Source organism: Chryseobacterium formosum (assembly GCF_026460885.1).
GTDB classification, from domain to species: domain Bacteria; phylum Bacteroidota; class Bacteroidia; order Flavobacteriales; family Weeksellaceae; genus Chryseobacterium; species Chryseobacterium formosus.
Window position 1 is genome coordinate 530,329 of sequence record NZ_JAOVZW010000001.1, and the last position, 26,444, is coordinate 556,772.

Here is a 26,444-nt window from a genome sequence, read left to right on the forward strand (position 1 = left end):
TATGATGAATACTAGAGTTTTAGAATTATTAAAAAATCCGAAAAATATACAGTCAGAAGATCTTCATCTTTTGAAGGAGGAAATTAGTTCTTTCCCTTATATTCAAAACATTCGTGCCCTGCATTTATATGGAGTTCATCTTTTCGATAAAGAAAATTATCAGAAAGAATTGTCAACTACGGCAGCTTATACAACAGACAAGAAAATTCTTTATCATTTAATTAATGGTAAAATTCAGCAGATAAAAACAGAAAAAGTTGTAGAAGAAACTCCTGTTATTGAAGTAAAGGGAGAAGAAACTTCAATCCAAAAAACAGAAGATTCTGAAGTTTTAGTTGTTGAAAATGTCGCTCCAAAACACGATTATGAAGCTGTTTCTGAGTCTTTATTAACTCCAAAACCGGAAATAAAACACGTTTTTGTTGATGGAGAGCGCAACCGAATTTTATTTGAAGGCGAAGAAAATTTCCTTGAAGAAGTAAATAACGAAACCATTGATCTTGAATCTACTTTAGAATCAGGTGTAATTGTTACTCAAAAGCCAATTTCATCGCAAGAAGAAAATGTTTCGGATAAAGAGGAAATTAAATTTGAAAATGAAGCTGATTTTGTCGCTGCACCTTCAGAAACTATCATCAATGCAGATAAAATTGATTCTGAAAAAGTAGAAGAAAAGGTAAATGATGAATCTGAAATAAGCTTTCAAAAAGTCGAAACTTTTACGCCTGAAACAGAGGTTGTAGAAGATGAGAAGCCGGTTGAAAATGAAACCGTTTTAGATTCTAACCCAACCGAAGAAATTTCTGAAGATTTAAATATTGAAACGGTTATCAATGAAGATAAGATTGATTCAGAAAAAGTTGAAGAAAAAATTAATGATGATTCTGAATTAAGTTTTGTAAAAATAGAATCTTTTAAACCTGAAACTGAAATTTTAGAAGAAAGTATTCAAGCAGATAATCGTATTGAATCTTTAGAATCAAAAGTGATTTCAGAAGTTTTGAATCCTGAAACGATTATCGAAGAAGATAAAATTGATTCTGAAAATGTTGCCGAAAAATTAAACGATGATGCGGAATTGAGTTTCCACGGAACCGATTCTTTCCTTCCTGAAATAAAAATTGAAGCCAATAAATCTGAGCAAGAAGCTGTTGCTGAAATTCCAAAATCTAATATCAACAAACATGAAGACGAAATGCGTCGCCTGATTGAAGAAGTTGAAAAAAAGATGAAGACTCAGAAAAAAGAGGTTCAAGAAAAACCTGAAATTCAGGAAGAACTAAGTGGAGAAATCAGTTTTGCTGAAACCCAGGAGTTTCATGTTGGTGAAGAGCAAAAAGCGGCAGAAGAAACGGTAGTGAAAATCGCTGAATCAATTGTTGAAGAGAGATTAGAAGAAGGAAATTCTGACGAAAAAACGGTAAATGTAATTGAAGAAGTAGTTTCAGCTTGGAAACCAATGAGTTTTGAATCTCATACTCCGGATTCTTTTAGCAGAAAAGTTGATGTTAAATCTGAAGACGTTTTAAAAACAGAAGATATTAAAGAGATTTCTGAAGAAATTGTTTCAGAGGAAAAGAACTCAGAAGTTGTAGCAGAAAATAATTCAGAAGAAATTGTCGATGAAGTTGAAAATGTTGAAGAAAATCCAGAAACTGAACAAATCTTAATAGAAAAAGATGACGTTCCTGTGATGAATGTTTCATTTTTCGGAACTGATATTTCAAGCTTGCCGATTAAAAAAGAAGAAGAAGAAGAAGAAGAAGAAGAAGAAGAAGAAGATCAACCAGTTGAGGGAAAAATTCAAAAACCGATTTTAAGTACGGAATCTAAAATTCTTGACGATAGTAATGTTCCCGGATTCATCAACACTTGGCAAAGCTGGCTGAAAATTGACAGAACCGAAGAAGTTGAAAAGGTTAAAATTGAAAACAAGAATAAAGTCATTGAATCATTCATTGAAAACAACCCAAAAATCAGTCAGCTGAAAGATGAGGTAAGCTTTGTTGTAAAAGAAAAAACAGACGATATTTCGCACTTAATGACCGAAACTTTGGCAAATCTTTACATTGAGCAGAAATTGTATACAAAAGCGATTAATGCTTTTCAAGTATTGATTAATAAACATCCTGACCGAAAAGAATATTTTGAAAATAAAATTCAGGAGATTAAAGATAATCGAGGGAAAAACTAAATTAAAATACAAACGGCAGAATTTCAAAGTTCTGCCGTTTTTTTATAAATAATTAGAAGTTTCTTTTCGTTTTCGTAATTTTTTTAAAGCTTTTCTTCCTAAGATTACTACTATAATTACCGTTGCGATTGCCAAAAATGCTGCAATTACCGGAGCGATCATTGCTAATATTGCCATAATTCCAGCTCCTGCGGTTTCTGTAGTTCCAACTATGGAATTTCCCAATCCGCCCGTTGTTGCTGTTGATGCCGCTCGAATTCCTGCAAATCCCGAACTGATTGTAGCTGCGGTTCCTCCTCCCGCAATTAAGGCCAATCCCCATTGTGAAAATGTTCCCAGATCTGCAAACTGACTCGCAAAAAGTAACGAACCGGCAATTGTTGCCATTGGAACAGAAAGTGTGTCTAAAAAATTATCAATAACAGGAATATAATACGCTAAAATTTCTGCAATCGTCGCAATTCCCGTTGTAATCAAGGCAGGAAGACCAGAAAGCCAATCAAAACTTTCATGAGTAGGAATCCATTGAAAATACGATGCTAAACTCACCGCAAACAATGGCAGAAAAACTCTGAAACCTGCAGATGCAGCAAGTCCGATACCAATAAATGCACTCAGAACATACGGAAGATAAGGAATTTGGTCAAGCATTTTAATTCGTCAATTGTTTTCTTAAAGCTACAAAAAATATTCAAATAGAATTTAGAAACAATTTTTATGAAGTTGCAGTATTGAAAATCGTTTTGCTCCTATGGAGCAAAACCTTTGTAGAAAAATGATAACCAAAGAAAATTGCGCTCCGTAGGAGCGCAACAATTATATATAAATCGAAATTGTTTAATTTAAACAGATTGTGATTTTTTTTGAGATTGAGACTGACATAGTTTTATGAATTCCGTCTCCACATCCTGAAACTTTTCGGGAAGTTCATTAGAAACCCAAAACAACATTGCAATCGTCTTGTCTCCAAAGCTTTCTCTAAAAAGGTCTTTATTTAAACGATAGCATTCTCGCAAAAGTCTTTTGACACGGTTTCTATAAACAGCTTTTTTAAAATACCTCTTTGAAACCGAAACTCCTAGTTTTACATTTTCAGTTTGTAAATCAGCATGATTTTTAAGAATAATAATTCGCAAATTCCCACAACTTCTCCATTTACCTTTTGCGAAAAGTAAAGTAATCTCAGTGTCTTTTTTGAGTTTTTCTTGTTTTGGATATTTAAAATCAGACATTAATCTTTATTCACTAAATAATTGATGACTTCTGCAGCGGCATACAAACCGAAAATTGCAGGAATAAAACTTATAGTTCCATAAAAAGATCTTTTGTAATTGCTTCCGTCGGTCATTTTTAAGCTGTCTTCATCTTGAATTTCATCAGAAAATACACAACGAATTCCTTTATCGATTTTCACTTTTTTTAATCTCTTTCTCACTTCACGGGCAAGATGACAATGCTGAGTTTTACTCAAATCACGTACTGCAACTTTAGAAGGATCAGATTTCCCACCTGCACCCATCGAGCTTACAACCTTTATTTTTCTTCGTTTTGCGGCAATTAATAAAGTGACTTTTGGAGTGACACTATCGATACAATCTAAAACGTAATCGAAATTTCCGGCATCCAAAACTTCCTCCATCCTTTCCGGATTCAAAAATTCATTAATTTTTAAAAGTTCAAGATTTGGATTAATGTCCATCAATCTTTCTGCGACAACGTCTACTTTGTGTTTTCCGATGGTAGAATGCAAAGCGGGAAGTTGTCTGTTGATGTTGGTAATATCTACTGTGTCGCCATCAACAATAGTCATTTTTCCTATCCCGGCTCTGGCTAAAAACTCAGCTGCAAAAGAGCCAACTCCTCCCAAACCGACAACTAAAACAGCTGCTTTGCTTAGTTTTTCTACACCTTCTTCTTTTATCAATAACTCTGTTCTTTCAAGCCAAAATTTATCCATTTTGTATCTTTTCTAAATTTTCTACAATTTGTTTGTTGAGCTTTTCTAAAGAAATTTCTTTTAATTCTGAAACTTTCAGGTATAATTCTTCGATATTAAAATCTTCATTATCAGTTTCTAAAAATATTTTATCTAAAGGAATTGTCTTTAAAACGTTCTGCAAAGATAGATTATACAAAACAGGTTTTCCAAAACTCAAATAAAAATTATTTTTCAGCAAATCGTCGGCAATGCTTTGTTTTTTATTAAAACCATGAATAATCATCGCTTGATGAGCATGTTTTTTAAATGAAATCACTTCATAAAACTTTCTTACGCAATGAATAATCAAAGGTTTTTTTAACTCATTTGATAGTTCAATTTGCTTTTTAAAAACTTCTCCCTGAGTTTTTTGATCAACTGAAATCAATCCATCCAATCCGCATTCTCCAATAGCAAAACAGTTTTCTGTAATATTGGAATTTAACCAAATAAATTGATTTTCAATATTTTCTTCTTGAATGTCCTGCGGATGAATTCCAATTGAATACAAATGTTGAGGCGGAGTTTTACCATAATCCAGATTGTAAATTCCAAGCTCTTTATTTTCTTTATGATGATGAAAATCAAAAAAATCCATATTCAAAAATACTACAATTAAGCAAGATTTAAAATAATTAAACATCCGTTTATAGATATGTTAAAAATTTGCTAACTTTACTAAAAACGTAACTATGGGAAAAAAATTCTCTGAGAAGCAAATTCATATTCTTGATATTGCCGAAGAACTCATCGCAAGAAAAGGCTATGAAGGCACATCTGTAAGAGATATTTGTACAAAAGCCAACATTAATGTGGCTATGATTTCTTATTATTTCGGTTCTAAAGAAAAAATGATGTCTTATCTTTATCAGTATCGTGTTTTGAAAACGAGAGAAAATTTTTCAGAATTTGCAGATACAATCAAAGATGGCAGGCCGGAAATGCAGATGAAAGAAATGATTAAATATATTGTCAGTCAGCTTTTCAGATATAATTATTTTCACGGTTTTGTTACTCAGGAACTTCGTCATACTGAGAATTTGAAAGATGAACTTTTAGATTTTTACCAGCTTTTCGTTAGAAAATTGGATGAAGTTATTAAAAAAGGTGTTACTACAGGAGTTTTTACTTTCACTCCAAAACCTGAAGATATTTTGACTACCATTATTGGTTCTACTTTATTCGTCATAAGAAATAAAAATTTCTACGAATTGTATGTTCCTCACAAAGATGATGAAACGTACACCAAAGAAGCCGAAAAAAAGGTGAGAATGAATCTTTTAATGAACATTTTTGCTGTTTTGGGATACGCAGCTGACTAAATTTACGTTAAATAATCATAAAAAAAAAACTTTTAGCAAAAAAGTTATATTTTTGCAAATTAATAGGTCGGTAAACCCGAGAACTGTTACATTTTATATGAAAAAGTATATTTTAGGTATTTTCGCTATTGCTGTTTTAGCAGCGTGCAAGAGTCAACAGGAAAAAGCATTGAGAAGTGCAGACAAAACCTTTATTCTTAAAGCTGCAAACGAAAATTTTGCTAAAAAGAAGTGGAAAAATGCATTGGCGCTTTACGACAGACTTCCCAATTTGGTTGCGGGTACAGATGATGCTCCGAACGTAGTTTTCAATTCTGCGTACGCCAATTATTATGATAAAAATTACAGATTAGCCGGAAATCAGTTTAAGAATTTTGCTGTAAGTTTCCCTCAGGATAACAGAAAAGAAGAAGCGGCTTATATGTCTGCATTGTGTTACTACAACGGTTCTATGGATTATAACTTAGATCAGTCGAGTACAGAATTGGCAATCAATGAGCTTCAGGAATTTTTGAATAATTACCCAAATTCTGAAAGATCAAAAAACATCAATACTTTAATTGATGAGCTTTCTTATAAATTAGAATTTAAAGCATACGAAAATGCTAAGCAATACTACAAAATGGCAGATTACAAAGCTACATCTACCGCTTTTGAAAATGTTTTAGACGATTTCCCAAGTACAAAGCTTCGTCCGAAAATCTATGATTATATGATGAAAGCTCGATATGCATTAGCTGTAGGGTCTACTTATGAATTGAAAGATGAGCGTATTACAAGTGCTTTAGCATTTACAAGACAGGTTGAAAAAGAACTTCCGAATACAGAATATGCTAAGACAGCTTTAGATTTAAGAGAAAAACTTGAAAAAGAAAAGAAAGATTTTGTTGTAGTTAAGAAACAAAACGAAGAAAGAATTGCACTGTTTACTGCAAAACAGAAAAAGATCGCAGATAAGCTTGCAGAGCAGAATAAGACACAGCAGCAAGTGAAAGATCAGATTTCAAATGAGAAGAGTGCGATGCAAATGCAAAGAGATAGTGCAGCGTTGCAAACTCCTCCTCCTGCGGCGACTTTCAAAATCCAAAGATAATTCGTAAATTTGCCAACTTATAAATAATTAATTTTCTCAAAATGAGCGTAAAAGATACAAAAGCAGAAGTAAATACTATTACTTACGATAAAGACAAGATTGAAGAGAAAGTAGGTTCAATCTATGAAGCTATTGTAATCATGGGGAAAAGAGCAGAGCAGATCAATGCAGAAATCCGTACTGAATTACACAATAAATTAGACGAATTTGCTGTTCACAACTCTACTTTGGAAGAAGTTTTTGAAAACAGAGAACAAATCGAAATCTCAAAACATTACGAAAAACTTCCGAAACCAACATCTATCGCTATCCAAGAATGGTTAGATGGTGATGTTTACTTCAGAAAAACTGAAGAAAGAAAATAAAATAATTTTATTTTTATAAATCTAAGGTCATAGAAGATTCGGTTCTTTTATGACCTTTGCTGTTTTGATATATACAGATTGATTTAAGAAAAAAATAAGTAAATTAGTGCTTTAAAAAAATCTACATGAGTATTTCCGGGAAAAAGATTCTCATTGCCGTTTCTGGCGGAATAGCTGCGTACAAAATTCATTTTCTTATCAGAGATTTGGTAAAAAAAGGTGCCGAGGTTCAGATCATTATGTCTCCTGATGCGGAACATTTTGTAACGAAACTGAGTCTTTCCACACTTTCAAAAAATCCTGTTTATACTGAATTTTACAGCGACAACGGAACTTGGAACAGTCACGTAGAAATGGCTCTTTGGGCAGATGTGATGATTGTTGCACCTTGCACGGCAAATACTTTGGCGAAGGTGATTCATGGGATTTGTGATAATCTTTTGATTGCAACGTATATGTCTGCAAAATGCCCCATTTTTATTGCTCCCGCAATGGATTTGGATATGTATCAACATCCATCAACCAAAAACAATCTGAAACTTGCCGAAGAATTTGGTAACACTGTAATTCCTGCAGAAAGTGGTGAACTAGCAAGTGGTTTGATTGGTCAAGGAAGAATGGCAGAACCAGAAACGATTGTTAAAACGATTGAAGAGTTTTTTAATTCAGATCAAAAAAAATCATTAGAAGGAAAAACGGTTTTAATTACAGCGGGACCAACTTATGAAGCAATTGATCCTGTGCGTTTTATTGGAAATCATTCTTCTGGGAAAATGGGGTTTTCATTAGCTGAAGAAGCTGCAAAAAGAGGAGCGAAAGTGATTCTTATTTCAGGACCAAGTTCTTTAAAATCGACTCATCAAAATATAGATTTGCACAGAGTTACATCTGCAAGAGAAATGCTTAACAAAGTTTTTGAATATTACGACACTATCGATATCGGAATTGCAAGTGCGGCTGTAGCGGATTATGCTCCAAAAGTAGTAGCCTCAGAAAAGATTAAAAAAAATGAAGATACTTTTTCGATAGAATTAATCAAAAACCCGGATATTCTGAAAACGATGGGTGAGAAAAAAACGAATCAGTTTTTAGTCGGTTTTGCTCTTGAAACGCAGAATGAAGAAGAAAATGCAAAAGGAAAACTTGCGAAGAAAAATTTAGATATGATCGTTCTGAATTCACTTCGTGATGAAGGTGCAGGTTTTAAAAATGATACCAACAAAATCAAGATATTTACCAAAACAGAAAAGCTGGAATTTGATCTAAAATCAAAAGAAAATGTGGCAAAAGACATTCTCGATTGTATTGAAACTCAACTTTTAAAATAAATGTTATAAATTTCCGTTTTCAATTTTTAATTAGATAATGAAAAAAATAATTATACTCTTTTTTCTGATAGTATTCAATTTCGGGTTTTCTCAGGAAATTCTCGCAACGGTACAAATCAACAATCAGCAAGTACAGGGAAGTAACCAAAGTGCTTTTAAAGCTTTAGAAAAAAGTCTTAGAGATTTTATCAATAATACAAGCTGGACAGGAAAAAAACTTCAGAATTTTGAGAAAATCAAATCAAATTTCGCCATTGTTATAAGCAATCGGGATGGCAATAAATTTACGGCACAGATTGTCGTTCAGGCGGTTCGTCCTGTTTTTAGCAGTTCTTATGAATCCCCTTTATTAAATTTAAAAGATAACAGATTTACTTTTGAATATGCTGAAAATGAGAATCTTATTTTTAATGAAAGACAGTTTTCAGGTAAGAATTTGATTGATGTTATTAGTTTTTATGTGTATGTAATTTTGGGTTACGATGCAGATAGTTTTCAGTCAATGGGCGGAACTCAATGGTTTTCAAAAGCACAGCAGATTGCTCAGAATTCTCAAAACAGAGGTTATGAAGGATGGAATCAAATTAACGAACCAAGGAGCCGTTCAATTTTAATCGGAGAAATTCTTAACCCGAATATGAGTCAGTTGCGTTCTACGATTTACACGTATCACAGAGCAGGTTTAGACGGTTTATTTAATCAAGATCAGACACAGTCAAAGAAAATTATTTTTGATGCTTTAATGCAGTTGAAAACATACGAGAACTCTTTCCAGCAGAATTATTTCTTCAATCTTTTTATGGATACAAAAGCGGATGAGATATTTAATATTTTCAATTCCGGAAATAACGGTTCGGTAAACATCGGCACGCTGAAACAGCAAATGATTATTTTTTCGCCTAAAAATGCAGAATCTAAGTGGAATAAATGGAAGTAATTATAATTCCTAACTTTTGATTTCTAAATTTTATATTTGCAGTACCAAAACGTAATCTGCATCAGAATCTATGCTTTCAAGAATTTACATTAAAAATTTTGCCCTCATTGATGCCCTCGAAGTATCTTTAAAAAATGGTTTACAGGTCATTACCGGTGAAACAGGAGCGGGTAAATCTATCATTTTGGGTGCGTTACGATTGATTTTAGGCGAAAGAGCAGATATAAAATCGATTTCTAAAGCGGAAGAAAAAAGTATTGTCGAGACAGAATTTGACCTAAATAATCAGTTTAAAAAATTCTTTATCGAAAATGATCTCGACTACGAACATCAAACGATTATCAGACGCGAAATTTTGCCTTCGGGTAAATCCAGAGCCTTTATCAATGATGTTCCTGTGACGTTGGATATTTTGAAAGAACTTACTTCACAGCTTATCGATATTCATTCACAGTTTGAAACATCTAATCTTTTTACTTCTGAGTATCAGTTTAAAATAATCGACGGACTTTCAGATAATAAAAAACTGATTGAAGATTACCAACATGACTTTTACGAATATCAGACTTTAAAAACTCAGCTTAAAAAATATCAGACTCAACTTTATGAAAGTACTAAAGAAGGGGATTATAAGGAATTTCTTCTAAGTGAACTTGAAGATTTGAAAATGGATGATGTAAATTATGAAGATTTACAAAATCAGCTTTCTGTACAGGAAAACGCTGGAATGATCTCTGAAAATTTAGCTCAGCTTTTATCAAGATTTCATCAGGAAGAAATCGGAATTTTTTCATTTTTTAATGAAGCAAAATCTAAACTTTCTAAAATAGCCGAAGTTTCAACCAATTTTTCTGAGCTTAATACGAGATTGGAAGGTTCTTTTGTCGAATTGAAAGACATCATTTCTGAATTGGAAGATGAGTCTGAGAAAATTGAAATGAATCCTGAAACGTTAGCCCAGCTTTCGGAGTTTAACAATAAAATAAATATGCTTTTCCTTAAACATAATGTTTCAGACATTGAAGCTTTAAGAGAAATCAGAGATCAGCTTTCGGGTGAACAAAAAGGGACAGCAGAAATTGAAGTTTATATAGCAGAAATTCTTGAAAATATTTCTAAAAAAGAAAAATCTCTTGAATCTTTAAGCCAGAAACTTTCAAAAAACAGAAAGAAAAGTATTCCTGTTTTCATTAAAAAAGCAGAAGATTTGCTTAAAAAACTTGGTCTTGAAAAAGCAAAAGTTGATATTGAAATCAAGAATTCTTCAGAATATAATCAGTTTGGAAAAGAAAATATTCAGCTATTATTTCAGGCAAATTCAGGATTTCCTTTAAAACCTATTCAAACTGCAATTTCAGGTGGTGAAAGATCTCGAGTAATGCTTGCTGTTAAAAAAATTATTGCGGAAAGTGATGAACTTCCAACATTAATTTTAGACGAAATCGATACCGGTGTTTCAGGAAAAGTTGCCGAAGAAATCGGAAATCTGATGCGTGAAATGTCTGAAGATATGCAGTTAATTGTTATTTCTCATTTAGCACAGGTTGCCGCAAAAGGAAATGACAACTATAAAGTCGTGAAACAAGATGTAAATGGGAAAACACAGTCTACAATTATTCCTCTTAGTGACGAAGAAAAACTAAACGAAATTGCACAGCTTCTTTCTGGAAGTAAAATTACTGAAGCTGCTTTAACGCAGGCTAAAGAATTGATAGGGTAATTTTAATAAAAGTCTAATGGCTTCTTTTTTTTCTTTGCTCAATTTAAATAAACTTACAAAAGCTTCTCTCCACAGAAGCTTTTTTTATTCCCACAACTTTACGTATTTTTGAGAAAATCCTTCACAATGAATTTTAGACCAATCTTATTAACTGCTGGAGTTTTGTTTTCAGCAACTATTTATGCTCAGAAAATGACGTATCCTAAAGCTACAAAAGGTAATCAAACCGATACTTACTTCGGAACTGCTGTTGCAGATCCATATAGAGATTTAGAAAATGATTCAGAACCAACAAAAAAATGGGTTGACGAAGAAGTAGCTTTTAGCCAGAGATATTTGTCACAAATTCCTTACAGACAGGAAATTGTAAAGCAATTAACCGACATCTGGAATTACGAAAAGATTGGTGCTCCTTTCAAAGAAGGTGATTATACATATTATTATAAAAACAATGGGTTACAGGCGCAATCAGTTTTGTACAGAACAAATAATAAAACAAAAGCGACAGAAGTATTTTTAGATCCGAATAAATTTTCTGAAAAAGGAACAACTTCTCTTGCCAATTTATCATTTAACAAAAAAGGAAATTTAGCAGCCTATTCAATCTCAGAAGGTGGTAGCGACTGGAATAAAATTATTATTCTTGATGCTATTACTAAAAAACAAATCGATGAAACCATCGTTGATGTAAAATTCAGCGGAGTTGCATGGCAAGGTGATGAAGGTTTCTATTATTCAAGCTATGATAAACCGAAAGAAGGTACAGTGCTTTCTGGAATGACCGATAAACACAAGGTATATTATCATAAATTAGGAACAAAACAGTCTGCGGATAAATTAATTTTCGGTGGAGAAAAAACTCCTAGAAGATATTTGGGAGCTTATCTTTCTGAAGATGAAAGATACTTAATTATTTCTGCGGCGAATGCAACCAACGGAAATGAAGTTTATATTAAAGATTTGAAGAAAGGTGGTGATTTCATTCAGATCAATAATGGCTTTGATATTAACGCAAGTATTGTTGATACAGATGGTGATAATCTTTACATTTTTACAGATAAAGATGCTCCAAATATGCGTTTGGTAAAAACTACCATCCAAAATCCATCTCCTGAAACGTGGAAAGATGTTATTCCTGAAACAGAAAACGTATTAGGAATTTCCGGTGGTGGTGGTTATTTCTTCGCAACATATATGGTTGATGCGATTGATAAAATAAAGCAGTTTGACAAAGATGGGAAGCTGATTAGAGAAATTTCTCTTCCTGGAAAAGGTAATGTTGGAGGTTTTGGGGGTAAAAAAACGGAGAAAGAGCTGTACTATTCTTTCAGTAATTATATTACTCCGGGAACAACATATAAATTTAATGCAGATACAGGAAAATCTGAAATTTATCAAAAGCCCAAAGTAAAATTTAATCCTGAAGATTATGTTTCGGAACAGGTATTTTACACATCAAAAGACGGAACAAAAGTTCCGATGATGATTAATTATAAAAAAGGAATTAAACTCGACGGAAAAAATCCAACGATGCTTTATTCTTACGGAGGTTTCAACATCAGTTTACAGCCTTCTTTTTCTGTAGTCAACGCAATCTGGATGGAAAATGGAGGAATTTACGCCGTTCCAAACATTCGTGGAGGTGGAGAATACGGGAAGAAATGGCACGATGCAGGAACGAAGATGCAGAAGAAAAATGTATTTGAAGATTTCATCGCAGCTGGAGAATATTTACAATCTAAAGGATATACTTCTAAAGAATATATGGCACTTTCAGGTAGATCAAATGGAGGATTATTAGTGGGTGCAACGATGACGATGCGTCCGGATTTGGCAAAAGTTGCCTTTCCGGGGGTTGGAGTTTTAGATATGTTGAGATATAACAAATTTACAGCTGGAGCAGGTTGGTCTTACGATTACGGAACCGCAGAAGACAATAAAGAAATGTTTGATTATTTGAAATCATATTCTCCGGTTCATAATGTTAGAGCAGGAACTTGTTATCCATCAACGATGATTATTACGAGTGATCATGATGACAGAGTTGTTCCGGCGCATTCATTTAAGTTTGGTGCAGAATTGCAGGAAAAACAGAAATGTGCAAACCCTATTTTAGTAAGAATCGAGAAAAATGCAGGTCACGGAGCAGGAAGAGCCACCGATCAGGTAATCAGCGAAAATGCAGACTTGATTTCTTTTGCGTTGTATGAGATGGGAATTAAAAAATTAAAATAAATAATCGCCATCGTCATTTCGAGTAACGAAACGAAGTGTAGTGTATCGAGAAATTTTTAATAAAAGCGAGATTGTAGAGGACAGTCTCGCTTTTTGTTTTAATTAAAAAGCTCTTGTCATGTGTAAGTCACATAAACTTTATAGAAATGAGTGAAAAAATTAGAGCAGATAAGAAAGAAAATCAAAAATTTTCAAAAAATTAATATGTTCTTTTCTGCGGATTGATTTTAAAAACTATCTGTGACTAATGTGTTTAAAATTCTTCTTTTTATATTGAAAATCAAACACAAAACATTATTCCAAAAATGCTTACTTTTAAAATCTTAAATCAGAACTCATGAGAAGGGAAATTCAAAACAAAAATCCCCAGTTTAGCATATCAGAAAAGCATCTTGAAATTTATCAATTTGAGAAAGACGGATTAGAATTAAAGTCAAAATATACGGCTGAAGATATTAAAGATAAAAGTATTGCAGATAGTTCTCCCGGAATTGCACCTTATTTAAGAGGTCCCTACTCAACGATGTATGTTCAAAAACCTTGGACAGTTCGTCAGTATGCTGGTTTTTCCACTGCAGAAGAGTCCAACGCTTTTTACAGAAGAAATTTAGCAGCAGGACAAAAAGGGCTTTCGGTAGCTTTTGATTTGGCGACGCACAGAGGTTATGATTCAGACCATGCAAGAGTTGTAGGAGATGTAGGTAAAGCGGGGGTTGCAATTGATTCTGTGGAGGATATGAAAATTTTATTCAATGAAATTCCTTTGGATGAAATCTCGGTTTCCATGACAATGAATGGTGCAGTTTTGCCGATTCTTTCGTTTTATATAGTTGCTGCAGAAGAACAGGGCGTTTCTCAGGATAAGCTTTCAGGAACCATTCAGAATGATATTTTGAAAGAATTTATGGTGCGTAATACTTACATTTATCCACCAACTCCTTCTATGAAAATTATTGCGGATATTTTTGAATATACCTCGAGAAATATTCCGAAATTCAACTCTATATCTATTTCGGGTTATCATATGCAGGAAGCGGGAGCAACTCCGGTTTTGGAAATGGCATATACTTTAGCAGACGGTTTAGAATATGTAAGAACAGGAATTAAAGCAGGAATGAATGTCGATGATTTTGCCCCAAGATTATCGTTTTTCTGGGCAATCGGAATGAACCACTTCATGGAAATTGCAAAAATGCGTGCTGCAAGATATATTTGGGCAACGTTGTTGAAACAATTTAACCCTCAAAATCCAAAATCTTTAGCTTTAAGAACGCACTCTCAAACTTCGGGTTGGTCTTTAACGGAGCAGGAACCCTTCAATAATATTACAAGAACTGCCATAGAAGCGTTGTCTTCAGCTTTAGGCGGGACTCAATCTTTGCATACAAATGCTTTAGATGAAGCAATTGCTCTTCCTACAGATTATTCAGCGAAAATTGCAAGAAATACACAAATTATCCTTCAACAGGAAAGTGGAATCTGTGATGTTGTGGATCCGATGGGAGGAAGTAATTTGGTTGAATCTTTGACTCAGCAAATGATCGAAGAAGCCATGAAGTACATTGATGAGGTCGAAAAAGAAGGTGGAATGACAAAAGCCATCGAAGCAGGAATTCCAAAGATGAGAATTGAGGAAGCAGCTGCAAGAAAACAGGCAAAAATAGACAGCAGTGAAGAATTTATTATTGGGGTAAATTCTTTTAAATCAGCTTTAAAACAGACTCCAATCGAGATTTTAGATATTGATAATACAGAAGTTCGTAGAAAACAAATCGAAAGATTAGATTCCATAAAATCTAGCAGAAATTCTGAATCTGTTGAAGATGTTTTAAATCAAATCCGAGAATCTGCAAAAACAGGAAACGGAAATCTTTTGGCATTGTGCATTGAAGCAGCTCGCAGAAGAGTAACTTTAGGCGAAATGAGCGATGCGATGGAAGAAACTTTCGGTCGTTATAAAGCCAATATCAGAACAATTCAAGGGGTTTATGCTATGAATGCAGGAAAAAACGAATACTTTGGAAAAGCTTTGGAGCTGACTCAAAAATTTGAAGAAGAAGAAGGTCGTCGTCCAAGAATTATGGTGGCAAAAATGGGGCAGGATGGTCATGATCGCGGAGCAAAAGTAGTTGCTACTGCATTTGCAGATATGGGATTTGACGTTGATGTCGCACCTTTATTTCAAACTCCGGAAGAGGTTGCAAAACAGGCAGTTGAGAATGATATTCATATTTTAGGAGTTTCAAGTTTGGCGGCTGGTCACAAAACTTTGGTTCCACAAGTTGTTGAAGAACTGAAAAAACTTGGAGCAGAAGATATTACAATTGTTGTTGGTGGAGTAATCCCGCAACAGGATTATGAGTTTTTATATGCGAACGGAGCCGACTTTATTTTCGGTCCAGGAACTAATCTTCCGAAATGTGCGGTTGATATTTTGAACCGTTTTTTAGATTAAAATGTGATTAGAATCCAATAAGTTGCACGACGTTTGTATTGTAGACCATAACCAAAAAATAAAATGTTATGGCTTATACAGTAATTTCAGTATTTCCGGAGACTGTGGATACAGCGGAAATCAAAACACAACTCATCAACAACGGATTTCAGGAAGAAGATATCGTTGTTTCTACGTCAAAATTTGATAATAATTCCACTTTAGAAGATTATCAGGAAGATGAAAAAACAAAAAGTTTCTGGGATCATGTTTTTGTTAACGATAACGAGATTTTAGCAGCTTACAGTAAGCAAAGTGTTGGGAAAATTAATTTGGTGGTTTATGCATCCACGCTTATAGAAGCGCAAAATGCTAAGAAAATTTTAGATCAGCACGGAGCTCTGAAAATTTATAATAAACCTTCTTTCAACGAAGCAAATTCTGAAACAGCAGGTTTACCGGAAGATGTTTACAACGGTATCATTGCAAAAGCTAAGCATGATGTTTACTTTTTGGATCAGGAAAGAGTATATTCTCCAAACAGCAAAGGAATGGGCGATACAATGGACGGATTAGGTTCTAAAGATTAAAAAAACATCCACTTTATAAAACAAAAGTGACCATCAATTTGATGGTCACTTTTTATATTTTCCAGGATTTTATCAGCCATCGATAAATAAGAATATTCACAAAGAAATAAACTAAAATTGGAATGATGATAATTGCTGTCAAAAGCAAAGGATTGATATACATCGAGAGTAAACCATTAGAAACATCAGATTTTGCAATAAAGTATTGACCTGCCGCAATCATTCCTAAACTTAAAATTAGTACAAACATCAAATTCAAACTGAATTTTCTGCTGATATCACTCACCATTTTCTTTGGAGAATATCCTAAACTGTTTTTAATAGAAACTTCTTCCTGCTTTTCTAAAAACTGAATCTTTATAAAACTTACGATAATATAAAGACACAAAGCAAAGATAAAAACTCCCAAAACAGCAATTATTTTTAAAACTAAAAACAGTTTTGACTTTATTTTTGCTGAACGAAGACTTTCCTGATTCGATTCGTAGCCGTTTTCTTTCATTTTAGAAATCAAGCCTTCATCACCGGAATCTTTTACCTGAACCAAAACCCGGTTGTAAATTTTGGGTTGTGTAGCAAGTTGAGGTTTCGCTGCGATGTTCAGAGAATCAAGGAATTTTTTTGGAATTAAAACAGAATGAATCCTGTCTGAAAGTCCAACCATTTTTCCTTTATAAGTCTTATTTTCATTGTTAACGGTGATATTGATGTTCACAACGATTTTCTTGGCAAAATCTTCAGAAATCTGCGGTAAGCCTTGGTTTAAAGCAAATCCGTAATTGTAAAGATTCAAATATTCTCTTGAAATAATAATCGGAATTTCATCTCCTTTTGCCTGAAATTCTTCCTCAGTCAAATCAGTATCAATCGCTTTTAAATCTAAACCTTCAAAATACAAATCAGTATAAAAAGGAATAAAATCCCCACCATTTGCCGAAGCTTTAAACTCATTCGCAGAAAAAGGATAAATACTTTTTACTTCAGCCCAGTTTTTAATTTTTGAAACGTCATTTTCATTAAAGCCAAGAAGTTCTTTCCTTCCGATATTATCAGGCGTAATTTTCTTGCTGAAAGTCAGCCAGTAATTGCTGTCACTGCTTTTACTTCCGAAAAGACGGTTTGCATTTTCGTACAGTTGCAGACAAGACAAAACCAAAATAAAGGCAATGAATAATCCTGCGTATAAAATAATTGAATTAAAAATTTTCTTCATAAGCTTTTATAAATGAAGAATTTGATAATCATGCTCGAAAGAAAACTTATTCAGCTCAAAAAAAATAACTGAACTTCCGCTTTCCGTCGATACTTCATCAATCAATGAGAAAGCAATCTGCTTATTATTCATATCCAAATGACTGAAACATTCATCGTAAATCAGAAAATCTGTAGGATTGATAAGGCTTCTCACAATCGCACTTCTTTGGCGTTCTCCGTACGAACAGTTTTCTGCTTTTTTATTCAGAAGATTTTCTATTCCCAGTCTTTTAGCATATTCTTCCATTTTAGGAATAAATTGTTTTCGGTCTTTATTAAAAACACGAAGCAGAATATTTTCCGAAATCGTAAGGTTTTTAATTAATCTTACATCCTGAAAAAGCAGACTTACTCCATCTTTTCTGTTTTTTACAATCTCTTCCAGATGAAGATTTTTCACAGTTTGCTGGTCATATTTTATATTTCCTTCATACTGAAAATGAGCACCCAAAATTGCGATTGCCAAAGTAGATTTTCCACTCCCGGAAGGTGCGACAATCAGAAACTTTTTTCCTTTTGAGAAAGAAATGTTTTTATTCCAGATTTCAGATTGTTCGATATTTCTGGGAGTGAAATATTTTGGGGAAATGTTTTCTAATATTAAATTAGTCATTCATTATAAAATAATACAGTGCATTTTCGTCTTTCTTGTCTAAAGTAATTACCGATTTAGAAACTAAATTGCCCGCATTTTCTTTAGATTCGTTTGAGATTTCGACAACTTTTGCCGGAGCGGCTTCTTTTCTGTTGTAATCACTTCCGTCAGACCAAGAGTAAGAAGTAATTCCTGATTTTTTGTTAAGTTTAGAATTTTTTGCTGCTTTTTTCGCCTGAAATTGTGCATTTATACTTTGATCATCAGAGAAAATGATCTGATTATCTACAATAGTGTATTTTTTACTTTCACCTAAAGGACCTTGAAGCAACGAAGTAAGAACACCTTTTTTCTTAGGATTAAAACCTAAAACCATTGCTTTTTTGTTATTATAATATCCGTATCCAGAAGAGTCTGCAGGATTTGGTTTCGACTCCAAATAAGCATAATCTCCTGTGAAAGTTGTCGTAATATCTTCTAATGTTGTATTGGTTGATGCTAAATAATGATTAACAGTTGCTTCAAACCCAGCCTCTTTAATCAAATATTTCATGAAATCTAAGCTGAAATATCCAATTGAGAAAGATTTTGCGTTGTCAAGTTCTACATTTTTTACAAGATCGTAATTCACATTGTTTTTGTTGTAATATTTCTCCACAACCTTTTTCATATCGCTGTTGAAGAACGTTTTCATATCAACTTCTACTTTTCCTTTGTCGAAACTGAAATCAAAGCCAAGCCCTGAATCTTTTATCAATTTATTTACAGCAAGTGTTTCGATGTAGCCTTTAGAAACATAGCTTGCAACAGCTCCAAGATTCATCCATCCGCTAATGTCTTTTTCGCTTACCAAAGATTCGTTTATTTGGTCGATAATTACCTTGTTTGAAGTTCCTTTTCTTGCCCAGAAATCTGTAAAGTATTTTTCTGTAAACTGAGACGGGTTATATTTTGTGTAACCTCTCATTGAGTTTTCATTTGCCATTACAGCGATGTCACCCTTGATGCTTCCGGTAAGTTTACCATCTGCAAAAATAAAATCTTTTTTATCAATGGTAATTTTAGATTTAGTAAGATCAGACATGCTTTTCTGGAACTTTGCTTTGTCGCTTATCCAAAAGACAGCCTTTACATCAGGCTCAGAATTTGTCGATTTTCCAGCTTCTACCATTAGATAAAAAGGTTTGTCTACATCAATACCTGATTCTTTTGGTTTACTTACAAGCTGTAAAAATAGTTTTCCCTCATTTTCGAGATTTTTCTTTTCCTTAAGAATTTTTTCCACCGGAATTTTATCTGAAATAGAGTTCAGATTTATTCTTGTTAAACCTAGAGTAGTGTCTGTAGTGTACTTTAAAACATCGTCATTCTTGTTCGAATTACAAGAAAATAGAATTGCAAATGCAAATACATAAAACAGAGATTTCATTAATGTGTTTTTCATATATTTTTTTAGTTAAGAAAACAAATATAACATTTTGAATCTAATAGAACTCATTAATAAGTGATAAATAATTTTGAAATTTTATTTTGTTTTTCAGAAAATTGTATATCTTTGCATCTGAAAATCAAGTTTAACCAATTAAAAACAACGAAGCAATGTTCAAATATAATCTACATTCAACAGTAGGATTGCCTTTTGCAAAGGCGAGGCTTCGTGGTTTGGTACACTCATAGAATAACAGTATATCAAAACCCGAAGTCGTAAGATTTTCGGGTTTTTTATTGCGCAATATTTCAAACTAAAAAAGTTTCCCCGAAATCAATTTTTATTAGGAGCTTAATCCCGCTTTCCGCTATATCTTTTTTTGCCAACGCTTTTTTCAAGCCAACGCAAAAAAAGGATGTCGCTGCAATCGGGGCTAAGAAAACTCCTCTGTCATTCTGACGAAGGAAGAATCTCTTTTTTTTGTTGACAAAAATGACATAATTTAAAATCAACTAATCTTTTAGTTGATAAAAGATTTGATGCAAAAACGCAGCTTTAGAAAGTATGAAATCTGACGTCTTGCATCTAATAATCTAATTGATAAATGGAAAAATACAATCTTCTGTTTTACCGACTGCGAAGTCTGAGAAGCAGAAAAAGAATTATAAGAAAAGATGTAGAAAAACAGATCAGAAAAAAGTATAAACGTAGTAATGAACTTTGGGAATTGAGAAGAAATATTCCGTTAATTCTCCTTGAACAGCCTTACCAAAAGGGATTTGTAAGATTCTTCGTGGTGAGAGATGATGTAAAACGTTCCAAAGACGTCGATTTTTTCGAAGGAATTCTGAACAAAATCAATACAAAAATGTATTCCCCAACTCGAAAATTCTTAAAGAAAAAAAGAAAATTCGGACGAAGAGTTTATGTCGACAGAGAGCAAAAATTAGTTCAGCTTTCAACCTATCAATGGAATGATCCAAAGCTGGGTTTAACAACAAGAGAAAGGCAATATTTTCTGAAAAGAGAAGAATATAATCTGTTCAGAAAAAGATATAATATTTACTACGAATTTATCGAACCTTGGAGATTTGTATTAAGAGTAAAACCAAATATGATTACTCATTACAAACCTTTAGATTCAGATTTAGAGAAAGAAATAGATGAACTCGATTCTTATTTAGATCAGCATAAAATAAAGGCGATTATTCATAAAACAATTTATGGAAGACCCAATCCATGGAAAGAGAAATACAAACGTGATCAGTTGAAAAGCAGAAAATGTTTTCACTACAAAATGTCTGCAATAACTATTGCAGAGAGTTTAGAGGACAATTATGTCCGAAAATTTTAAAACAAAAACAATGGGAAATTTAAAACTTAAAGGAAAAGATATATTAAAATTAGGCTATCCAAATAATCAAAGCGTGAACATCGCTTTGGAAGTCATGAAGAGAAATTTTGCAACCAAAAATATTCATTATGTGAAATCTCTTTTAAAAGAAATTCAACAAAATCCGGAGAATTTCGAGAAAGATTTAACCTTCGGACAAATTGCAGAAGCCTTGCTTTCATCCAAGAAGACAGAGAAAAGAATGCTCAATACAAACCGTGCATCTTTCCAGATTTTCGGAAACAACATTTCAGATGAAGCAAAAAACCAATTGTACACGGCTTTGAAACTTCCAATTTCAATGCAGGGAGCGTTAATGCCCGATGCACACAGCGGTTACGGACTTCCAATCGGAGGCGTTCTCGCAGTAGAAAATGCCGTGATTCCGTACGGAGTTGGGATGGATATTGGCTGCAGAATGAGCCTCAGTATTTTGGATACGCCCATTTCATATCTTGACGGCGCAAGAGACAAATATGAAAAAGCTCTTGCGGAACATACCAAATTCGGAATGTATGAAACGCATAAATCTCACGTCGAACACGAAATTTTCGACAGAGACACGTTCGATTTGATTCCGATTTTGAGAAGATTAAAAGGAAAAGCCATCAAACAAATGGGAAGCTCCGGCGGTGGAAATCATTTTGTAGAATTCGGAGAAGTTGAAATCACGGAAGAAGACGAACAAATCGGACTTCCAAAAGGAAAATACCTCGGAATCCTTTCTCACAGCGGTTCGCGTGGGTTGGGAGCCGAAATCGCCCAGTATTATTCCAGAGTGGCGACAGAGCAATGTCCGTTACCCAAAGAAGCGCAAAACTTCGCCTGGTTGGATTTGAACACGCATCTCGGTTTAGAATACTGGACAGCGATGAATCTCGCAGGAGATTACGCATCCGCTTGTCACGACGATATTCACAGAAGATTGGTGAAAGCTGTCGGAGGAAGAGTAAAAGCTAGAATTGAAAACCATCACAACTTTGCGTGGAAAGAGATCCATAACGGAAAAGAAGTGATCGTTCACAGAAAAGGTGCAACTCCGGCGAATGAAAATGAATTGGGAATGATTCCCGGTTCGATGACTGCAAAAGGTTTCATCGTTCGTGGAAAAGGAAATCCAGATTCGCTGAACTCAGCTTCGCACGGAGCAGGACGCGCTTTTTCAAGAGGCGAATGCAGAAACCGTTTCACGCAAAATGACATTAAGAAAGAATTAAAACTCAAAAATGTCACCTTGATGGGAGGAAATGCAGAAGAAGCACCAATGGCGTACAAAGACATCAACGAAGTGATGAATGCACAAAGTGAATTGGTCGATATTCTTGGAACTTTCCAACCTCGAATTGTGAGAATGGATAAGTAAAATGGTTGTTAGTTTTTAGTTGATGGTTGTTAGGATTTTTAACGCCATCAACTGACAACCATCAACCGACAATAAAAATTAGTAAAATGGGAGCACCACATAACATAAAAAGATACGGTGAAGTCTGGCCGGAATTTAGAATTAAAAGCGGACTGGAAATTTTAGAAAAATTAAAAAATAAAGTCATTTTATCAGGAGGTTGGGCATGGCATTTTATGTCTGAAATTGGGCATACGGAATACAAACACGCTCACGACCATAAGGATATTGATGTTTTTGTAAATAAAGAAAATGTGGCTGAAGTGGTTATGATTCTTCAGCAGGAAGGTTTTCAGAAAGTCTGGACAAGATATGATCATCTTACAAGCGAAGAAAATTTTCGCAGATATGAGAAAACAATCGAAATGGAAAACGGAAAATTTCACAGAATTACAATTGATTTCTTTGAAAGAAGCGACTTGGAAACTGTCGAAACCAATGGATTTACGGTTGTAAAACCTGAAGTTTTACTTTCATTTTACAAAAATATTCATTCCAGTGATAAATGTTGGGCAGTCATGGCTGCAAAAGATTTATTGGAAAAAGGAATTGATCCTGTTGGTCATCCAAGATTAAGTGAAATGCCAAAATAACAATGGACAAAATAATACAAATCACCTCGGGAAGAGGACCTTTGGAATGTCAATGGGTAGTTGCCAAAGTTCTGAAGGTCTTCCTTGAGGAAGCAAAACAAAATAAAATCGATTACGAAATCATCCATCGTGAAAATGGCGATGAAAACCTGACTTTGAAATCTACGACCTTGCTTTTAAAAGGAAAAGAGGTCAATGAATTTCTAAAAAGCTGGCTCGGAAGCGTTCTCTGGATTGGGAAAAGTACTTTCAGAAAATTTCATAAACGAAGCAATTGGTTTATCGGGATTTTTGAACTGGAAGGTTTGGAGAAAATGGAATTTAATGAAAAGGACATTCAGTTTCAGACGGCGAGAAGTCAGGGAAGCGGCGGACAAAACGTGAATAAAGTGGAAACCGCTGTTCGTGCAACTTACTTGAGAACTGGGCAAAGTGTTTTTGTGCAGGATTCACGCTCGCAATTGGAGAATAAAAAACTTTCCATCATCAGATTAAAAGAAAAAGTGATGGAATTTCATATTCAACAATTGGAAAAACAAATGCAGGAAACGTGGAATAATCATTTGAATGTTCAGAGAGGAAATCCAGTCAGAACATTTTCGGGGACCGATTTTAAAAAGAATCATCAGGATAAATCTTTCAAAAAAGAAAGAAACAAACTGAAAAATGAATTAAAAAACTACAGAAATGACATTAACTAAAAGTAAATATTATTTCGAAGCTTTGGATAACTATCCTTACAATTTGCCAGAATGTATGGAAGCTTTGAATTACGCTCTTTCTTACGATTCTGAAGATGCAGACAGTTTGTGTCTGATGGGAAGAATCTATTCCGAGCAACTAAAAAATTATGATTTGGCTAAACAATATTTCGAAGAAGCAATGCAGTGTGATATTACCAATTTAAATGTTCCGCAATATTATATCAGTTGCCTTCTGAATAACGAAGATTTCCATGAAGCTGAAAAGCTGATTAGATATTCCTTAAAAATAAAAGGAATCGACAAATCTACAATTTGGTTCTGCAGATCTTTGCTTTCTGAAAAAAGAGGAAGCTTTGTCAATGCTTTGATGTTTTTAAAGCAGGCTGAAAAATATTGTTTCAATTCGTACAGTTTAGACGTTGTAAAAAATCGTAAGAAATTTATTAAATCTAAAATGCCAAAACAAAAGAAAGTAAAAAAGAAAAAGGAGACCAATTGAGTCTCCTTTTATGTTATTTTTTATTTACAGAAACCAAATAATCATAAACCATTTGATGCTGTTCATCACTCAATTTCGCTTTTGGAGCCATTCTGCTTAATGTTTTTATCCATCCCTGATCGTCATGCTTTGCGGGATCAGGTAATTTATGACATCTGTTGCAGGAATTTTCAAAAACCGTTTTTCCTTGTGCTAAATGTTCAGCTGAAGAAAATTTCGGTCCTGTTACGGCTGTACTTTTCGGTCCGCATGAAACCATAAAAGCTGACCCTAAAATTATGCTCAAAACTACTTTTTTCATAATGATATTTTTTGTTGGTTGAACACTTATTTCTTCACAGAAACTACATAATCATAAACCCACTGATGTTGTTCTTCAGTTAGTTTTGCTTTTGGAGCCATTGCATTCATAATTCCTACCCATTCTACAGACGTAAATTGTGTAGGTTCGTATAGTTTATGGCACCTTTTACAAGATGCTTCGTAGATTGTTTTCCCTTGGGCAATTTGTTCGGCTGTGCTTGTTGCGGATTTTGGAGCTTCTGTTACAGTGGTTGCTTTTGGAGTACAAGAAGCTAATAAAATGAGGATAAATGTTGCAGAAGCAAATAAACTTTTCATGAATTTTTATTGTTTAAAACAAAAATAATCAATTTTGCAGGCGATTGTTACTAAGAAGTTTAATTTAGAAGCATTAAAATTAACGAAGTTTTACTCGGATTTTGAAGCTTATTTTTATATTTTTGAATTCACATGAAAATATCAACTGAAGATTTTATCGATGGAATTAAATCAGGCAACAAGCGTCTGATTGCGAAAGCCATTACTTTAGTTGAAAGTACAAAACCCGAACACAGAAATCAGGCAGAAGAACTTCTGAAACAAATTCTTCCTTTAACGGGGAAATCAATCCGAGTTGGAATTACCGGAGTTCCAGGAGCCGGGAAATCTACTTTTATCGAAAATTTTGGAAGATTAGTTATTGCACAAGGTAAAAAAGTGGCTGTTTTAGCAATTGACCCAAGTTCAGCGATTAATAAAGGAAGTATTTTAGGTGATAAAACAAGAATGGAAGAATTGGCGAAAGAAGAAAATGCTTTCATTCGTCCTTCCCCGAGTTCAGGTTTTTTGGGAGGAGTTGCCAATACAACTTTTGAAACGATGATGATTTGTGAAGCTGCAGGGTACGATTATATTTTAATTGAAACCGTTGGAGTGGGGCAGTCTGAAGTTTTGGTTTCAGATATCACTGATGTCTTTTTATTTCTAAAAATTATCGGTGGCGGAGACGAACTTCAAGGGATCAAACGCGGAATTATGGAAATGGTTGATGTAATTTTTATTAATAAAGTGGAAGAATCTAATCTTCAGAAAGCAAAAAACACCAAACTCGAATTAAAACGGGCATTAGATTTTCTTCCTTCGAAAGAGAAAGACTGGAAAGTTCCTGTTTTATTAGGTTCAGCCTTAAATAATATCGGTTTGAACGAAGTTTATCAAAAAATCGATGATTTTATTTCTTTAAAAAAGAAAACAAACCGTTTTGGTGAGGTGAGAACTCAGCAATCTGAAAAACGCTTTGAGTATTGGGTTCAGGAATATATTTTAGCGATGATGAAAAAAAATGATTCTGTGGAAGAAGCTTATATTCAACATAAAAAAAATGCTTCAGACCTGATTTCCAATCCAAGTACTGAAGCAAAATTATTTGTTGAAAAATTCCTCAAGAAAAATTAAAGTTTCTCTTTTTCTTTTGTTTCTTCGTTTTTAGAAATATATCCGTCATAAGAAATCGGCTGTCTGTCATTACTTCTGATTGAGGTGGAAGCTCTACCATTTTTGAAAATTTCAATATTGATGTCAGAAACATTTTTCACATCATTTGGTTTAATTTTATACACCCAATTTCCTTTTTTACTTTGAGATTTAGTTACTGCATAATCTTTTGATGTAAATCGATAACTTGTATCTGAACTGCCATATCCGGCGTTAAATGATCTTCCAAAATAAGGAAGCGTTACTTCCATCACGCCTTTTTTAATTTCTATTCCATAGTTTTCGCCAGAAATTTGAAATGTTCTAAGTTGCTGAGCATTCGGCATTGAATTGACAACATTGATAACATCGAAATTCGTGGGATTTGCTTTTTCAGCATGAAATGTAAATTCATCAATGCTTACCAAATTATTTACTATTTGTGGATCAGTCTTTTGCGCTGTACAATTTTGAAAAAATAAAATTAAAATAAAAGCTGATATGATTTTTATATAATTCTTCATGATAATAAAATTAGTAAATTTATACATCAAAATACGTGCAAAAATAAATTTTAAGATTTTTTTTGGAATGGAAATTGTTAAGGTTCAGATATAATAAGCA

The 26,444-nt window shown here is 33.7% G+C and carries 26 protein-coding genes; 16 read left to right on the plus strand and 10 right to left on the minus strand.

The features are described 5' to 3' along the window. The first annotated feature begins 1 nt into the window (after position 1). Positions 2-2,194, plus strand: a complete 2,193-nt coding sequence (locus tag OF897_RS02585; protein ID WP_267264121.1) for a hypothetical protein — start codon at positions 2-4, stop codon at positions 2,192-2,194. Between the two features lie 42 nt (positions 2,195-2,236). Here the strand turns inward: OF897_RS02585 and OF897_RS02590 are convergent, their stop codons facing one another. The 4 genes from OF897_RS02590 to OF897_RS02605 form a co-directional block, all read right to left on the minus strand. Beyond that, positions 2,237-2,845 carry a DUF4126 domain-containing protein gene (locus OF897_RS02590; protein WP_267264122.1) on the minus strand — a complete coding sequence of 203 codons (609 nt, stop codon included), beginning with the start codon at positions 2,843-2,845 and terminating at the stop codon, positions 2,237-2,239. A 191-nt stretch (positions 2,846-3,036) separates the two neighbouring features. Beyond that, on the minus strand, positions 3,037-3,426 hold the full coding sequence (gene rnpA / locus OF897_RS02595) for a ribonuclease P protein component (RefSeq protein WP_267264123.1): 390 nt from the start codon (positions 3,424-3,426) through the stop codon (positions 3,037-3,039). Beyond that, positions 3,426-4,151 carry a tRNA threonylcarbamoyladenosine dehydratase gene (locus OF897_RS02600; RefSeq protein ID WP_267264124.1) on the minus strand — a complete coding sequence of 242 codons (726 nt, stop codon included), beginning with the start codon at positions 4,149-4,151 and terminating at the stop codon, positions 3,426-3,428. The genes rnpA and OF897_RS02600 overlap by 1 nt, the downstream gene beginning before the upstream one ends. After that, on the minus strand, positions 4,144-4,770 hold the full coding sequence (locus OF897_RS02605) for a TatD family hydrolase (RefSeq protein WP_267264125.1): 627 nt from the start codon (positions 4,768-4,770) through the stop codon (positions 4,144-4,146). The genes OF897_RS02600 and OF897_RS02605 overlap by 8 nt, the downstream gene beginning before the upstream one ends. Before the next feature lie 94 nt (positions 4,771-4,864). Here OF897_RS02605 and OF897_RS02610 point away from each other — a divergent pair, with 94 nt between their 5' ends. The 9 genes from OF897_RS02610 to OF897_RS02650 all read left to right on the plus strand — a co-directional run bounded on the left by OF897_RS02610 (position 4,865) and on the right by OF897_RS02650 (position 16,196). Then, the gene (locus OF897_RS02610) at positions 4,865-5,494 is read left to right on the plus strand and encodes a TetR/AcrR family transcriptional regulator (RefSeq protein WP_267264126.1); all 630 of its coding nucleotides are present in this window, start codon (positions 4,865-4,867) and stop codon (positions 5,492-5,494) included. Between the two features lie 97 nt (positions 5,495-5,591). Continuing rightward, positions 5,592-6,587, plus strand: a complete 996-nt coding sequence (locus OF897_RS02615) for an outer membrane protein assembly factor BamD (protein WP_267264127.1) — start codon at positions 5,592-5,594, stop codon at positions 6,585-6,587. Positions 6,588-6,628: 41 nt separating this feature from the next. Then, positions 6,629-6,952 carry a DNA-directed RNA polymerase subunit omega gene (locus OF897_RS02620; RefSeq protein WP_267264128.1) on the plus strand — a complete coding sequence of 108 codons (324 nt, stop codon included), beginning with the start codon at positions 6,629-6,631 and terminating at the stop codon, positions 6,950-6,952. A 125-nt stretch (positions 6,953-7,077) separates the two neighbouring features. After that, positions 7,078-8,280 (plus strand): bifunctional phosphopantothenoylcysteine decarboxylase/phosphopantothenate--cysteine ligase CoaBC, encoded by a 1,203-nt coding sequence (gene coaBC, locus OF897_RS02625; RefSeq protein WP_267264129.1) that lies wholly within the window; start codon positions 7,078-7,080, stop codon positions 8,278-8,280. 37 nt (positions 8,281-8,317) lie between these two features. Then, entirely contained in the window at positions 8,318-9,217 is a 900-nt protein-coding gene (gene porD, locus OF897_RS02630; protein WP_267264130.1) for a type IX secretion system protein PorD, read from the plus strand. A 70-nt stretch (positions 9,218-9,287) separates the two neighbouring features. Then, a complete protein-coding gene (locus OF897_RS02635) occupies positions 9,288-10,937 on the plus strand; it encodes a DNA repair protein RecN (protein ID WP_267264131.1) in 1,650 nt (549 codons plus the stop codon). Positions 10,938-11,129: 192 nt separating this feature from the next. Beyond that, positions 11,130-13,172, plus strand: coding sequence for a prolyl oligopeptidase family serine peptidase (locus OF897_RS02640; RefSeq protein ID WP_267264217.1), 2,043 nt, complete (start codon positions 11,130-11,132; stop codon positions 13,170-13,172). A 337-nt stretch (positions 13,173-13,509) separates the two neighbouring features. After that, complete coding sequence (gene scpA / locus OF897_RS02645) at positions 13,510-15,627, plus strand: methylmalonyl-CoA mutase (RefSeq protein ID WP_267264132.1); 2,118 nt, start codon at positions 13,510-13,512, stop codon at positions 15,625-15,627. Positions 15,628-15,695: 68 nt separating this feature from the next. Further along, positions 15,696-16,196 (plus strand): hypothetical protein, encoded by a 501-nt coding sequence (locus OF897_RS02650; protein WP_267264133.1) that lies wholly within the window; start codon positions 15,696-15,698, stop codon positions 16,194-16,196. Positions 16,197-16,248: 52 nt separating this feature from the next. Here the strand turns inward: OF897_RS02650 and OF897_RS02655 are convergent, their stop codons facing one another. The 3 genes from OF897_RS02655 to OF897_RS02665 are packed head-to-tail and all read right to left on the minus strand — an operon-like array spanning position 16,249 to position 19,489. Beyond that, positions 16,249-17,409, minus strand: coding sequence for an FtsX-like permease family protein (locus tag OF897_RS02655; RefSeq protein ID WP_267264134.1), 1,161 nt, complete (start codon positions 17,407-17,409; stop codon positions 16,249-16,251). A 6-nt stretch (positions 17,410-17,415) separates the two neighbouring features. Further along, positions 17,416-18,063 carry an ATP-binding cassette domain-containing protein gene (locus tag OF897_RS02660; RefSeq protein WP_267264135.1) on the minus strand — a complete coding sequence of 216 codons (648 nt, stop codon included), beginning with the start codon at positions 18,061-18,063 and terminating at the stop codon, positions 17,416-17,418. Further along, entirely contained in the window at positions 18,056-19,489 is a 1,434-nt protein-coding gene (locus tag OF897_RS02665) for a DUF4836 family protein (protein ID WP_267264136.1), read from the minus strand. Before OF897_RS02665 ends, OF897_RS02660 begins: the two co-directional genes overlap by 8 nt. Before the next feature lie 589 nt (positions 19,490-20,078). Here OF897_RS02665 and OF897_RS02670 point away from each other — a divergent pair. From OF897_RS02670 to OF897_RS02690, 5 genes are all read left to right on the plus strand, one after another. Further along, positions 20,079-20,828, plus strand: a complete 750-nt coding sequence (locus OF897_RS02670; RefSeq protein ID WP_267264137.1) for a hypothetical protein — start codon at positions 20,079-20,081, stop codon at positions 20,826-20,828. Positions 20,829-20,838: 10 nt separating this feature from the next. Beyond that, positions 20,839-22,230: an RtcB family protein gene (locus tag OF897_RS02675; RefSeq protein WP_267264138.1), complete on the plus strand. Its 1,392-nt coding sequence runs from the start codon at positions 20,839-20,841 to the stop codon at positions 22,228-22,230. A gap of 86 nt (positions 22,231-22,316) precedes the next feature. Then, complete coding sequence (locus OF897_RS02680) at positions 22,317-22,862, plus strand: nucleotidyltransferase domain-containing protein (RefSeq protein WP_267264139.1); 546 nt, start codon at positions 22,317-22,319, stop codon at positions 22,860-22,862. Between the two features lie 2 nt (positions 22,863-22,864). Further along, positions 22,865-23,563: a peptide chain release factor H gene (prfH, locus tag OF897_RS02685; RefSeq protein ID WP_267264140.1), complete on the plus strand. Its 699-nt coding sequence runs from the start codon at positions 22,865-22,867 to the stop codon at positions 23,561-23,563. Next, a complete protein-coding gene (locus OF897_RS02690; RefSeq protein WP_267264141.1) occupies positions 23,550-24,065 on the plus strand; it encodes a tetratricopeptide repeat protein in 516 nt (171 codons plus the stop codon). The genes prfH and OF897_RS02690 overlap by 14 nt, the downstream gene beginning before the upstream one ends. Before the next feature lie 13 nt (positions 24,066-24,078). On the opposite strand, the gene OF897_RS02695 is transcribed toward OF897_RS02690, so the two are convergent. Together OF897_RS02695 and OF897_RS02700 are read right to left on the minus strand one after the other, a co-directional pair. Continuing rightward, entirely contained in the window at positions 24,079-24,366 is a 288-nt protein-coding gene (locus OF897_RS02695) for a cytochrome C (RefSeq protein WP_267264142.1), read from the minus strand. A gap of 26 nt (positions 24,367-24,392) precedes the next feature. Further along, positions 24,393-24,686 carry a c-type cytochrome gene (locus OF897_RS02700; RefSeq protein WP_267264143.1) on the minus strand — a complete coding sequence of 98 codons (294 nt, stop codon included), beginning with the start codon at positions 24,684-24,686 and terminating at the stop codon, positions 24,393-24,395. Positions 24,687-24,818: 132 nt separating this feature from the next. Between OF897_RS02700 and meaB the strand changes: the two genes are divergently transcribed. Beyond that, positions 24,819-25,802, plus strand: coding sequence for a methylmalonyl Co-A mutase-associated GTPase MeaB (gene meaB, locus OF897_RS02705; RefSeq protein ID WP_267264144.1), 984 nt, complete (start codon positions 24,819-24,821; stop codon positions 25,800-25,802). Here meaB and OF897_RS02710 read toward each other — a convergent pair. Next, positions 25,799-26,344, minus strand: a complete 546-nt coding sequence (locus OF897_RS02710; RefSeq protein ID WP_267264145.1) for a DUF4251 domain-containing protein — start codon at positions 26,342-26,344, stop codon at positions 25,799-25,801. The genes meaB and OF897_RS02710 overlap by 4 nt on opposite strands. Positions 26,345-26,444: the final 100 nt, after the last annotated feature.